The 12,612-nt window shown below is 27.9% G+C and carries 14 protein-coding genes and 3 pseudogenes; 14 read left to right on the top strand and 3 right to left on the bottom strand.

The annotated features are described in order from the left end of the window. The first annotated feature begins 92 nt into the window (after nucleotides 1-92). The 5 genes and pseudogenes from psyc5s11_RS25320 (at nucleotide 93) to psyc5s11_RS25300 (ending at nucleotide 4,530) form a co-directional block, all read left to right on the top strand. The gene (locus tag psyc5s11_RS25320; protein ID WP_224035222.1) at nucleotides 93-491 is read left to right on the top strand and encodes a hypothetical protein; all 399 of its coding nucleotides are present in this window, start codon (nucleotides 93-95) and stop codon (nucleotides 489-491) included. A gap of 86 nt (nucleotides 492-577) precedes the next feature. After that, nucleotides 578-1,028: pseudogene (gene tnpA, locus psyc5s11_RS25315) on the top strand (IS200/IS605 family transposase). 97 nt (nucleotides 1,029-1,125) lie between these two features. Next, nucleotides 1,126-1,500 (top strand): hypothetical protein, encoded by a 375-nt coding sequence (locus psyc5s11_RS25310; protein ID WP_224035221.1) that lies wholly within the window; start codon nucleotides 1,126-1,128, stop codon nucleotides 1,498-1,500. 1,109 nt (nucleotides 1,501-2,609) lie between these two features. Continuing rightward, entirely contained in the window at nucleotides 2,610-3,062 is a 453-nt protein-coding gene (locus psyc5s11_RS25305; RefSeq protein ID WP_224035220.1) for a hypothetical protein, read from the top strand. Between the two features lie 736 nt (nucleotides 3,063-3,798). Beyond that, the gene (locus psyc5s11_RS25300; protein ID WP_224035219.1) at nucleotides 3,799-4,530 is read left to right on the top strand and encodes a class I SAM-dependent methyltransferase; all 732 of its coding nucleotides are present in this window, start codon (nucleotides 3,799-3,801) and stop codon (nucleotides 4,528-4,530) included. A 19-nt stretch (nucleotides 4,531-4,549) separates the two neighbouring features. Here psyc5s11_RS25300 and psyc5s11_RS28275 read toward each other — a convergent pair. Further along, nucleotides 4,550-4,708, bottom strand: a pseudogene (locus psyc5s11_RS28275) (IS3 family transposase); the annotation flags it as partial. An 80-nt stretch (nucleotides 4,709-4,788) separates the two neighbouring features. Between psyc5s11_RS28275 and psyc5s11_RS25290 the strand changes: the two are divergent. From psyc5s11_RS25290 to psyc5s11_RS25270, 6 genes and pseudogenes are all read left to right on the top strand, one after another. Beyond that, complete coding sequence (locus psyc5s11_RS25290) at nucleotides 4,789-5,106, top strand: DUF2442 domain-containing protein (RefSeq protein WP_224035217.1); 318 nt, start codon at nucleotides 4,789-4,791, stop codon at nucleotides 5,104-5,106. Nucleotides 5,107-5,411: 305 nt separating this feature from the next. Further along, nucleotides 5,412-5,654 carry a HEPN domain-containing protein gene (locus tag psyc5s11_RS27995; RefSeq protein WP_258712396.1) on the top strand — a complete coding sequence of 81 codons (243 nt, stop codon included), beginning with the start codon at nucleotides 5,412-5,414 and terminating at the stop codon, nucleotides 5,652-5,654. After that, the gene (locus psyc5s11_RS27990; protein WP_258712395.1) at nucleotides 5,626-5,850 is read left to right on the top strand and encodes a HEPN domain-containing protein; all 225 of its coding nucleotides are present in this window, start codon (nucleotides 5,626-5,628) and stop codon (nucleotides 5,848-5,850) included. The genes psyc5s11_RS27995 and psyc5s11_RS27990 overlap by 29 nt, the downstream gene beginning before the upstream one ends. Then, entirely contained in the window at nucleotides 5,817-6,143 is a 327-nt protein-coding gene (locus psyc5s11_RS25280; RefSeq protein WP_224035216.1) for a nucleotidyltransferase domain-containing protein, read from the top strand. Before psyc5s11_RS27990 ends, psyc5s11_RS25280 begins: the two co-directional genes overlap by 34 nt. Before the next feature lie 230 nt (nucleotides 6,144-6,373). Beyond that, entirely contained in the window at nucleotides 6,374-7,057 is a 684-nt protein-coding gene (locus psyc5s11_RS25275) for a phage replisome organizer N-terminal domain-containing protein (protein ID WP_224035215.1), read from the top strand. Nucleotides 7,058-7,168: 111 nt separating this feature from the next. Further along, nucleotides 7,169-7,579, top strand: a pseudogene (locus psyc5s11_RS25270) (AAA family ATPase); the annotation flags it as partial. Between the two features lie 125 nt (nucleotides 7,580-7,704). Here psyc5s11_RS25270 and psyc5s11_RS25265 read toward each other — a convergent pair. Then, entirely contained in the window at nucleotides 7,705-8,064 is a 360-nt protein-coding gene (locus tag psyc5s11_RS25265) for a Uma2 family endonuclease (protein WP_311196457.1), read from the bottom strand. Nucleotides 8,065-8,299: 235 nt separating this feature from the next. Beyond that, the gene (locus psyc5s11_RS25260; RefSeq protein ID WP_224035214.1) at nucleotides 8,300-8,863 is read right to left on the bottom strand and encodes a sigma-70 family RNA polymerase sigma factor; all 564 of its coding nucleotides are present in this window, start codon (nucleotides 8,861-8,863) and stop codon (nucleotides 8,300-8,302) included. 422 nt (nucleotides 8,864-9,285) lie between these two features. Between psyc5s11_RS25260 and psyc5s11_RS25255 the strand changes: the two genes are divergently transcribed. From psyc5s11_RS25255 to psyc5s11_RS25245, 3 genes are all read left to right on the top strand, one after another. Next, complete coding sequence (locus psyc5s11_RS25255; RefSeq protein ID WP_224035213.1) at nucleotides 9,286-9,540, top strand: helix-turn-helix transcriptional regulator; 255 nt, start codon at nucleotides 9,286-9,288, stop codon at nucleotides 9,538-9,540. Between the two features lie 86 nt (nucleotides 9,541-9,626). Next, the gene (locus psyc5s11_RS25250) at nucleotides 9,627-10,226 is read left to right on the top strand and encodes a YqaJ viral recombinase family nuclease (RefSeq protein WP_224035212.1); all 600 of its coding nucleotides are present in this window, start codon (nucleotides 9,627-9,629) and stop codon (nucleotides 10,224-10,226) included. 41 nt (nucleotides 10,227-10,267) lie between these two features. Then, entirely contained in the window at nucleotides 10,268-11,410 is a 1,143-nt protein-coding gene (locus psyc5s11_RS25245) for a hypothetical protein (RefSeq protein WP_224035211.1), read from the top strand. Nucleotides 11,411-12,612 lie beyond the last annotated feature (1,202 nt).

Genomic DNA, 12,612 nt, shown 5'->3' with positions numbered 1-12,612 from the left:
AATAAATTGAAAAAAATTTATGTTGAGATTGTTTATACAATTATGGGATCAACAAATCAAACTTGACAGCAACATATCTTATTTCTGATTATATGAATCAATCAGTAGATAAATTATTATATATTTTACAAGCAAGTGACAAGAAGTATTATTATAATGGCTTTCTTAAGGAGCGACTATATATTTCTAATTTTACCCACATTGGAAATACGATAAAGAAGAAGATGACAGATGCTTATAAAAATTATGATTATGTTGATAATGGAATTGAGAGATACGCGGGAAAAGGTTATGTATATAGTTCACAAAAGATAGGAAAAGGCAATTTGTTAGAAACGAGTGACTTTAAAGAAATATCAGATAATATTTTATCATCAGATGATAAAAAATATATACAAGAAATTATTGAATATTGCCAAGAAAATAGCATAGAATTAGCTTTTGTATCGGCACCTATGCCTGATTTTTTCATTTCTATGGGCGTGGTTTAAATCCACTGTCTTTAGACGGTATACGCTTTTAGCCTTTAAGAAACTGTAAATATGACCATATTAATTACCAAGGATGGTGAATTAGTATGAATGAATACAATAAAGGAAGTCACACTGTATATGACATAAAATATCATGTCATATGGGTAACAAAATATAGATATAAAGTATTGAGCAAACCAATAGCTTCAAGATTACGAGAATTAATCCGGCAAGGTTGCGAAGCAAGAGGCATCACAAGTGTTAAAGGAAGTATTGGAAAAGACCACGTTCATATGTTAATAGGATGTTCTCCGAACATTGCACTCAGTAAGGTTGTGCAGTATCTTAAGGGTAGATCATCAAGATTGATACAAGATGAGTTCCAAGAATTAAAGAAAAAAGTACTGGGGACAACATTTGTGGGCAAGGGGATATTTTTGTTCAACAGTTGGCAGTGTTACAGAAGAAACTATTAAAAGGTATATAGAAAGTCAGGAACTTAGTGATAAAGAAGATATTCAAAATAGAACAATGAGTTTCAGTCATGCTCTTTAGGTTGCTTCAGCTAATGGACTTTTAGAAGGATTAATCCTTAAATGGCTATGACTTTCAGTCTAAGGTATTTATACCTTAAATCCACCTAATTTAGTAGGTGAGTAGTTTAATAGCTAGTATTGGTAATTATGATAAATATGTTAAGATAATTAATGAACTTATTGCAAATACAAATGCAACTTATTATGACTCCAATTTATGCAAAGAATCAATGTTAGATTTATCTGAAGAAGATTTTAAGGATTATAACCATTTAAATGGAAATGGTGCAGAAAAATTTAGTACGGTATTTTCAAAATTTTTTACTGGAGATATATCGAGAAATCAGTTGTTTTGGAATTCTTATCAGGAAAAAATAGATAATGAACCAAGCAAGGTATTTGGACTTATAGTAACAAAATTAGATAAAGGAAATACTTATAAACTTGAGCCGGTAAAAAGTTCGAAAATGAATTTAGTTTATACAGTTTGAAAAATTGATGCTAAGGGAAATAAGACTCCTTTGCAAGAAAAAATATAAATACTATGGTTGTTTTTCAGTATGATGAATCTGGAACATTAGATATTACAGTATTCAATGGAGATAGTGATGAAGAAATGAATCATGTTATCAGGGCATATTAAATGATAATTGAAAAAGATTATGTATAAATAAGTTGAATTAAAAAGCATTGGATATTGAGTTATTCTTAAAATTAAGAAAACAACATTTGACCATTAAAAAATGGGTAAGAAGAACCATTAACACAAAATCCCAAAAAAAATGTGCCATTTAAATTTATATTTTCTTACCAGCAAGGGCTTTTGATAAAATATAAATTTAAAAGTAATTTAAGCGCTTTTTATGTGCTCCGAAAGTTCAAGGATAATATATTAGAAATGTATGCTCTAAAGAATGTTTTGTTACTATAAATGATTATTGAAATTAGAATTTTATAAAAAAGCCAAAGCGTATCTCTAAAATGTATGGTATGCATAGTATTCTTAAAACATTTATAAACAATTAATAAAAATCTAATCAGATAAAATATTATACGATAAATGTTTTATCTTTATGCAATAGGAAAACTAAATGAGTGTTTTTTATATTTAAGAGTATACACAATATGATTCAATTAGGACTTGTAGATTAATCTGTGATATTATAATAATGTATGAAAATTATTGTAATATTGGGGCTATTAAATGATTAAAATATTGAAGTCAATACGTTTTGTTCTATTTAGGCTATTTTTTTATATCATTCTTCTATTTTAGTAAGTAATAAAAATTCATCTCTTTATCAAAGATTTTTTGGAGATGGGTATATGTAGGGACAATCTTTTTTATAGTATTAAGTGGTTTTGTGATTTCTTATAATTATTATTGTACATGTTAATATGAAAGTGGTTGACATTTACATTATACAATTATAATTGCTACTCGTCGAATTTTCTAACCTACGAGGAACGTATAAAATTAGAAGCATTATACAAGGCAGGATTGAGTCCAGTTTGTATCGCAGAGCAAATAGGAGAGCGTTCTGAACGCACTGTAAGGCTTGAAATTGATAAAGTAATGGTAGAACTGTTGAATAGTGACTTGACAACTCGAATAGAATATAGCGCCGAGGTTGGACAGTTAGAACACGACAGAAGAGGTACAGCAAAAGGACCTGAATTGAAGATGGGGAAAGATCATAAATTGGTTGAGTATCTAGAAAAAGCCATTGGTACATGTGGTGAATCACCGTATGCAGCTATTCAAAATATTACAAATAAGAAACTACAATTTGATACAAGTATATGCTTTAAAACTCTATATAACTATTTGAATAATAATCTATTTTTGCATATCAGTAACAAAGATTTACCCGTTAAAAACCATGGTAAAAAGCGAAACCATAGAAAAATAAGACAGGCATACAACAATACCAAAGGAACAAGCATATCTGAAAGGCCAGAAACGGTAGATGCACGTGATGAGATAGGTCACTGGGATGGATATCGTCGTTGGAAAACAGGGGACAAAGACTGTCTTAATGGTGCTAAGTGAAAGGGTAGCTCGTAAAGAATTGATTTTTAAAATACCATCTAAATCGCAGGCTGCTGTGAAGACCTTGACTTTGAATGGATTGAGAACTCTGTCAGAAATAAAAAAAGAGAACTAAAGTGTATTATGCCCATCCATATAGTTCATGGGAGCGGGGCACAAATGAAAATACAAATAAGATTATACGTAGATTTATTCCCAAAGGAATAGATAATTCAATATTCACATGTAAACAAATTAAGCAAATACAATATTGGATCAGCAACTATCCAAGAAGGATTCTCTGTGGTCTTTCTGCAAATATGATAGAAGAAAGAAGCATATATGCTTAACCTTATATTTTTCTCAAAAACTTGGACATTTTATATTGCAATTTTTAAATGAAATTAAAAATCCAATTTTTTCTATATATTTAGATCTAAATATGTTATATTTATAAATAAAAAATAAAGGTGAAATAAAATGAAACTAAATATATAAAGAAATTAGAGGATACGTGTATGTAAACTCTTCCTAAATTAGCATTAGGAAAGGCCATTCACTATACTTGGGATTAGTGAAAGTATTTAGATGATTATCTTTTAGATGTGAAATAAACAATATTCGTGCTGAAAAAGCATAAAGCCTTTTCTTATGAAAAGAAAAAAATCTTTGATATTTTTAAATACAAAATAGAAGGATATCAATTAACAGTTATAGAAATAAGATAATATAAAAAAAGAAGAGGAGATAGAATATATTGGATAAAATAAATAAACAACTTAAGGAGCACTATAATAATTATTATGATGATGGCATGTCTGAGTGGAGATATATTGGTGCTAAGGATAAAACTGAAAATATTATTAAATTATGTATTGACTACCCTCATAATAAGATTTTAGAGATAGGGTGTGGTGAAGGGTCTATATTGGAGGTACTTTCTAAAAAGTCTTTTGGTAAAAACCTATATGGAATTGATATTTCAGCTAGTGGCGTACAGGTTGCATCAAAAAGAAATATACCTAATTTAGCTGAATGCCAAGTCTATGATGGTTATAACGTGCCATATGAATCTGATTATTTTGATTTAGTTATTTTGACTCATGTTATTGAACACGTTGAGTACCCAAGAAAGCTTTTATATGAAGCTAGTAGAGTTGCAAAGTATGTATTTGTTGAAGTGCCTTTGGAAGATAACATAAGAGGTTCCAATAACTTTATATTTGATAAAACTGGGCATATAAATTTTTATTCAAAAAAAACTATAAGAAAATTAATTCAGTCATGTAATCTGAATATTTACAACGAGTTAGTTACTAATCCTTCGTATGAAACTTATGAATTTGAAAACAAGAAGGCAAATTTTTTTATAAAAGAATTAATGTTGAAATTTTTATCGAAAATTTCAACATCAATTTTTACTTATCACAACAGTATTCTGTGTAGTAAATTGGATCTAACAAACGATGAACTGCATTCTGTCAAGTAGACCGGTGAAAAAATAAAAATTATGAAACTAAGATCTGATTTCGATATTCAATTGGAGTCAGATCTTTTAAATTTTTCTGTAATCTTTTTGTATTATAAAAAACTATGTATTTATCAATTGCTTCTCTCAATTCTTCGTATGTATGAAATTTTTGTAAATAGTACTTTTCACATTTGGGAGTTCCCCAAAATCATTTCATCGGTCCATTGTAAATATATCTAGCGATATGAGACATGCTTTGCGTCGCATTGATTAGCTTTGAAATTTTTATTAGTATCTATAGTTCTGGACAGTCAAAAATTCTTTATCATTAAGAAACATGTAGATCCTAATGATGATTATACTTTATTGTTAAAGTTTAGTAATGGTGAAGTGAGAACTTACGATATGAAGGATAGTCTATTTGGTGTATTTGAAATTTTGAAAGATGTAAATAAATTTAAGGAAGTCTTTATAAATGAACATGGTAATATTGCATGGGATAGGGATAATAGTATTGATTCAAACATACATTGGAATAATAGAATTGATATATGTAAAGATGCTATTTTATTAGAGTCTAAATTGGTTATATAGAAATCTAGTAAATTACAACAAAATACAACCGGGATTATCAAGGTCGGTCATGTTTCTCTCACAAAGGGGTCAGACCATTGTGAAAAATTACCATGTACAAGTCCAAAATAATATATAAATAAAGATAACAGGTAAGATGAATTAATATCAAGTCGCTCGTAACTCACGAATAGCACCTGTGAAGTCTAAAATTTTACAGGTATAAGTTTTAAATTAATAGATAGACAGATGAGATAAATTAAAAAATATAAGGTGAAGTTTTTATAAAAATTGGATATAATATAGGTAATAGGATATGATTATTAATGAACAGTAGAGAAAAATATGAGTATTGGTTGGATATTGCCGAATATGATATTGAAACAGCTAGGTCAAATTATAATTCGGGTAGATACTTATATGTAGTATTTATGTGTCAGCAATCAATAGAAAAATTAATCAAAGGAATTTCTGTATTATATACAGAAAAAGAAGCGGATAGAACACATAATATTGCTAGGATATTTAATAAGATATTTGATGAAAAAGAAAATACAACTTATAAATGATGATGAGTTTGATAATAAGAAGGAAAAATATATGGATTTTTTTGCAGAATTACTGTATTACTATATATCCGAAAGATATCCATCATATAAAGAAAAACTATCAGTATCTATTTATAAAGATAAGGCAAAAGGTGTATTAGATAGAGCGGAGGAGGTATTTGTATGGATAAAATCACTAAATCAGTACAAGAATTAGCAGAAAATTATGTTCAAAAGATAAGTACACAAATTCCAATTAAGAAAGCAATATTATTTGGCTCTTATGCAAAAGGTACTTATGACAAAGACAGTGATATAGACTTAGCTATTTTCTCTGACTACTTTGTAGGAATGGATGGTGTTGATGCATTTAAATTTCTATTCATGCAAACTCTTGAGTATAGGGTAGATCTGGAGCCTATTGCATTTACAGTAGCAGATTATGAAGAACCAATTGGATTAGTGGAAGAAATATTAAAAACAGGTATAGAAATTCAATTTATAAGTTAAGTTCCACTTATTAGCAAGTCACTCATAAACTAGCAAGCAGCCCCTTTGGTCCTAAGATGTCCCCCTGTTCTGAAAATTTTCATATACAAGCAGTGCCATTAAACTACGTGAAAGCGTAGTTTTTTGTTTAACAAGAGTATATTATATATAAATATTATTTTAATTTATATTAGTATAATGTTATTTTTAACATATATCCTATATAAGATATTTAAAGGAGCGTGTTAAAAATGAAAGAAAGAAAATTTGTTAAATTAAAAGTAGATATGTACGAGGATACTAAATTCAAAATAATAGATACAATGCCAAAAAGAGATCTTATTAATTATATTTGGACTAGACTTTTAACTTTAGCTGGAAAAGTTAATTTAGCTGGTGAATTATATTTGTCAAAAAATATTCCATATACAGTAGAAACCTTGGCAATAGAATTTAATAGAAGTGCTATTGAAGTAGAATTAGCTTTAAGGACATTCCAAGATTTAGAAATGGTGGAATTTACAGCAGATAATGTTTATAAAATTAAAAACTTTGCAAAACATCAAAACATTAAGGTAGAAGAAAAAGTAATTGAAAATTTAGAGAATGAAATAATTACTACTGAATCTGCCCATATAGATATTCCACAAATTCAAGATATATCAATTAAAGCTAAAAATCAAATAACTAAAGAAGAAGTAATGATTATTAAAAATCATGATTCAGAAAAAATAAAGGCTGAGCCGTCACCCGCTAATATTTCACCACTTTTAAATAAGAAAAAAAGAAATAAAACTAGCACAAAAAATAGAAAAGGTGTAAATGATATTGAAATGTTAGAAGAAGAATCTCTAATTACCATATATGATGGCTTTAATGCCATACCTTTTGTTGAAGGCGACAAAGTTGTTGCATCGTGGACTTGTTGTACTTAGGTGCTATATGATGGTTTCTAGCTATGGATAAATAGATATAGTAAAGTGACTATTCATGTAACTTTTCTGATATAATATAATCAATATGAATTTTGTAGTGGGTGTGTTAAATTGTCTATATATTTAAATACTAAAAGGCCTTTAGAAAATTTCAAAGAATTATATGATGATAATTATTTTGTGGATAAATCTGAATTAATAAGTGCGTTAAATGAGAAAATATCAACCAAAGGGAAATATGTATGTATAACAAGACCAAGAAGATTTGGGAAATCATCAGTAGCTGATATGCTTGGAACTTATTATCTTAAAGCAGTAGATTCAAAATATATTTTTAATAATAATTTATTTGTTGAAAATCAAAATGATTTTTTAGAGTTTTTAAGAAATCTCTTAAAGGATCAGCCTTATGTTGCATTAGCATATATGACTGGTGTACTTCCAATAAAAAAACATTCAAGTACTTCAGCTCTTAATATGTTTGAGGAATATACATTTTTAAAGGATAGAATATTTGATGAATAACTAATTCATCTGCTTTTTACATTGTTTTTTTGTATTAAGTAAATTTATTATACAAGGATATAATATTAATTATAGATTCAATAAATTAAAATCTATTTGAAGCTCATCATAAATACCTACTTTTACTGTATCTTGAAACGTATATATATATCTGGCATGCCGTAGCTACCTTTATCATCTAATTTGTAGACTAATATATTTTTTTTCATAGGATTAACAATCCAATATTCTTTAACTTTGTATTTATCATAAAGGCTTAACTTTCTTATAAAGTCATTGTTTGGATTATAAGGAGAAACTACTTCAATTATCATATCAGGTGACCCCGTACAACCGCTATCAGTTAATTTGCTTTCGTCACAAATGACTGAAATATCTGGCTGAACAATATTTTTACTATCTTCAATATTTTCATCATCATTTTTTAATATTACATCAAAGGGAGCAGGGTATACTTCACATGAACCATTATTAGCTTTTATATAATTTCGTATTTCAGCTGATAATTATATTAGTATTTTTGAGCATATTCTAAAAAATATTAATTATATATGTATCCATAAGTCTTTATATCAATCATAGCCTTTATGTCTTAAGGATTCACATTTTGTAGTTAAATTATAACATTAGTATATTACTTTTAATAGGCAAACTTTAGTAACAAGATCGCGACCTTCTCCTATAGAACCTCGGAGGCTAAGAAGATTTGGGAAGACTTTAACTCAAAAGTTGTTTCATCTTGTTTAAGATGGTTCTTTTCTTTCGATTAGCTGTGGAATAGCACATGTTCTTCCAATAGGCATATGTTTGCAAAGAGTTATTTTTAAAGTAGACAAAAACTATCAGTTCTTTTTCTTCGTTGCTTAAGTTACTAAAAACTTCTTTTAATAATTCAAAATCTGCTTTATTGCACAACATTTCATCTAGGCCACAATCTGTAGAGGGAAAGATATGCTCTAAATTATCAGAAAGTGTTAACGCTTCAAAACCTTCTGAGGAACTTCTATTTTTGCTTTTTCTTATTAAATCATTGATGCTATTTTTAATTCCATTAGTAGCATAAGCAACAAATCTATGTTTTTCCAACTTATATACTGAAACACATTTAAAAAGTATTCTATAACATTCATTTTGAATATCTTTAGTATCATAACCATTGATAAAGGTCTTATTTGAAAGATTTATTATAAATGGTGTAAATTCTTTTGCTAATTTTTCCTTTGATGGGTCATTTTGAGCTTTCGCAGCAACAACTAATTTTTCAATTTCTTTGAAATCCATTATTAGAGCACCTCCATGTATTTTTTAGTAAAAATGAATGATGAATGATAAAGGATGAATGATGAAGGAAGAAATTCCAGAGGAATTTCACCAACCATTATTAATCATTCATCATTCATCATTAATCAAGAACTAAAGCGTGGCGTAGCCAGTTTTGTTCTTATAAATATATGGACTTAAGAAAAGTTTAACATATAAAATTGTAAAAAATTAGGAAAAGTTAACTCGAACTATATGTTTCATGTCGTTTTATATATAAGAGTTATTAAAAGTGATAAAAATGAATATAAATAGCTAAATCAAGGTATTTTAAGCAAATAACGGATTGGAAAATAGAAAAAGTATATTATAAAATACACATAAGGTAAATATTTACATCAAACATTAAAAAATTAAAACATAAATTAAGGAGGCAAAATATTATGGAGAAATTTTTATGTGACTTGCAAGAAATGTTTATGAATAGCAAATTTTGTGAAAGAATAAGGTATCTAAGAAAATTCAGAAATCTAACAATAAAACAAGCAGCAGATAAGTGTATCACAACTGAAAAATGCTGGTCAGATTGGGAAAATGGGAAAGCAATTCCTCGAAAAAGAAATAGAAGAATAATAGCATCAGTACTTAATGTTAGTGAAGAAATAATATTTGGAACTCCAAAGGTATATGCTTTCTAAATAAAGGAATTTAAATTGATTGGGTAAAAAATGAATAGTATCAAAATGACAACGTATTCAAAATTAAATAGATAGGAGAAATTGAAGTGGGGGAAAGGAATATTTTAAAAGAATTTAAAAATGGGATTGATGGTTTAGATATCGCTGCAATTATGAGCAGTGATAAAAATAGAAGTGCAACTGATGTGTACTTAGAGAAAATAAATTTAACGGATGAAATTATAAAATATGGCGGGATTTTAGAAAGAACAAGTGAAGCTAATTATTGGGATTTAACTTTTGATGAAACCATTGCAAAGGAATATTCTCTTAGAAGTAATAAGAAGGTTAGAAAAGGGAATAAGCAATTAATAGATGATGAATATGAGTTTATGGTAGCAAATATTAATAGAAAGGTGGTTGGAGAAAATTCCATTTTAATTTGTAAATGTGAAAATATATTTTTATCTATGAATTGGAATGGAGAAGAGCTTCCAGCAGGTTATGTCCTTGAAGCGCAACATTGCATGAGAGTTTCTAAAGCTGAAAAATGTTATATAGCATCATTACTTGGGGGCAAAAAATTTGTATATAAAGAAATTTTAAGAGATGATAATGTAATTAATATGATTATTCAAATAGAAAAAGACTTTTGGTTTACTAATATTTTGAATAGAGTTCCACCTAAATCATATGAAAGAAAATAACAAGTCATAAAAACAGCTAAAAAAGAGGAGGTACACAAGGGATGGCTACAAAACTATATAATTCTCATTTATCTAAAATAATATTCGAGTGCAATGAATACTACATTCTTGATACTTATATATCTTTAGTAGCCATATCTAGTGAAGTTAATTCAAAATATCTTATTCAAACATTTACGAGCTCTAAAGCTGATCTTATAGCTTTAGTTCGCCGAAATTTAAATGTTTCTTATAAGACTGTATTTAATTGCGTAAACAAATTAATTGAGAAGTCAATTTTAGCTTTTGATAATATATTAGATAGCTGGATCTTAGTTAATATGGAGAATATGACAAAAGCAAAAGATAATTTAAAGTCTGATTTAAATAGTGAAGATTATCTAGGATTAACTGAGGGTACAGGTGATAAAGAGTTTAGTTTAACTGCTGCTACACGTTATGAGGCGATTGGTTTAACTGGCTATACTCATATAAGAAGTTTCTTTTTTACTCCTGAATTTAGAAATATGAAAGCACGTGAAAAGAGACTTATGATATACATGTCAGAGCTTAGTGATTCTAAAGCTTCAAAGTTTCATGATGGTTTTTCTATGAACTTATTAAAACTTAACAGCGGTTGGATGAAAGTTTTAAAGACTAAGTGCAAGTATTATGCAAAATACACTATAGATAAAATGCTTATTAAGTATTCAGAAATATTTAAAGATAATAGTGAGACTGAGCGTTTAAAGGACTTATCACCTAAAAAAAATACAAATTTTAAATTTTACTTTGAATGTGCTGCAATTAATACTAAGACTCAAGAAGATGATTATATTGAACTTGTTAAGCTAAATAATCCCAAGGAATACAATCTTGTTATGGAAAAAATTAAATTTGCTGAAATAACATTGACTAAAAAGTTAGTGATGCATTTAGTGCGCGCTATCGCTAATCTTAAAGAATGGTTTTTAAAAGAAAGAATTACTCAGCTTATAGTAAATAAATATAGAGCTATTCAAATTCATAAAAGCCGTGAGAATATAAAATCCTTACCTGCATATGCAGCAGCTGTAGTTAGAAGTGTTGTAAACGAATATAAAAGATTTAAAACTAATATTATCTTACATAATGTAAGTAATTATGAAGTTGGAGAGTATTTTATGGAGTATGCAAGTGAGAAGGAGGCTTATAAGGCATATTAAGATAAATAACAAGTTAGAATGCTTGTTATTTTCTTTAATATGCTTAATCTTGGAGATGAAATTAAGCAAGTGTTAGCTATATTGTAATTGACAATGGATGACTTGAACTTAATCCGCGTAAATGTAAAAGCTATTGAATGTTTATCTGATGTCTAGCCACTGTAACACTCCCTATTATTTGATTTGGAGATAACAGTGGCACGACCCTAGACTAAGTACCCTTGGTGTTTTAGAACTTGATAATTATAATTAGCAATATGACTTAGATGAGAAAGTAATTTCTTGTCTTTTTTTAGTGTGTAGGAAATAGCTTGAGTAGCGAAGTATGGATAACATATATACTGTTTAAATTCCATACAGTCTGTTTTAAAAAAATGTTGTTATTATTAACAACAACATTTTTTTAAAACAGTCACTATGGAAATAAAATGTAATGTATAATCCTGAACTTGTATTACACAGAGAAGTTGATGATTATACAGAGAATTTGATAAAAAGATTGGCTTTAGTAAGAGTATTGAAGAACAAATCTCACAGAGAAAGTTCGAGAACTCAAATATAAAAGCTCCAAGGAGAAAGTTCTGCACATATAAAAGAAGTAGCTATGCTGCAAATAAGAACTTTTCCCTTATATCCAAATACAAGATGCACTGTGTGAAAGTTCGACTTGCCAAATATTAAATTTGGAGTCTCACTTTTGGAGCATCACTTTTTGGACGCTCACTTTTCCAGAGTAGCTAGAAAAAATGTAAAGTTATTAAATAATTTTTTATAGTTATTAAAATATATTTCCTAACTATTTAATTAACTTATAATACTATGAAATTTTATGTTCTTTTCTTTAAAATATAAATTATGCTTTAGTCTTTATATATCAATGTATACAGATATATATTACACCACCATAAATTGTATGTATAATATATAAACTGTATGTATATTGTATTAAGTGTAAGAATTAAATATAAACTGTCAGATAGGAAATTAACAGCAGCAATGACTTAGTTATCAAAGATATTGGAGTTTTCTACATTTTGTATTGAAAGTTTGGTTGCTTGAACTTAATCAACGAGTAAATACGAATCAAGTAATCTTCAGACTATATACTATATTTTACAAATTTGAATACTATTTAACATCAAAAGAATTAATTTCACACAATAACAGTATTTTATTCAAAAAATACGTATAAAAACTACAAA

Origin of the sequence: Clostridium gelidum (genome assembly GCF_019977655.1) — a bacterium.
Lineage (GTDB): Bacteria > Bacillota > Clostridia > Clostridiales > Clostridiaceae > Clostridium > Clostridium gelidum.
The sequence above is the reverse complement of the archived record's forward strand: the minus strand, read 5'-3'. Positions and strand labels throughout refer to the sequence as shown.

Bases quoted from the DNA above. Each gene is read 5' to 3' on its own strand.
- psyc5s11_RS25320 (WP_224035222.1), top strand. From the start codon at position 93: ATGAATCAATCAGTAGATAAATTATTATATATTTTACAAGCAAGTGAC.
- psyc5s11_RS27995 (WP_258712396.1), top strand. From the start codon at position 5,412: ATGAACAGTAGAGAAAAATATGAGTATTGGTTGGATATTGCCGAATAT.
- psyc5s11_RS27990 (WP_258712395.1), top strand. From the start codon at position 5,626: ATGAAAAAGAAAATACAACTTATAAATGATGATGAGTTTGATAATAAG.
- psyc5s11_RS25280 (WP_224035216.1), top strand. From the start codon at position 5,817: ATGGATAAAATCACTAAATCAGTACAAGAATTAGCAGAAAATTATGTT.
- psyc5s11_RS25275 (WP_224035215.1), top strand. From the start codon at position 6,374: ATGAAAGAAAGAAAATTTGTTAAATTAAAAGTAGATATGTACGAGGAT.
- psyc5s11_RS25260 (WP_224035214.1), bottom strand. From the start codon at position 8,863: ATGGATTTCAAAGAAATTGAAAAATTAGTTGTTGCTGCGAAAGCTCAA.
- psyc5s11_RS25255 (WP_224035213.1), top strand. From the start codon at position 9,286: ATGGAGAAATTTTTATGTGACTTGCAAGAAATGTTTATGAATAGCAAA.
- psyc5s11_RS25245 (WP_224035211.1), top strand. From the start codon at position 10,268: ATGGCTACAAAACTATATAATTCTCATTTATCTAAAATAATATTCGAG.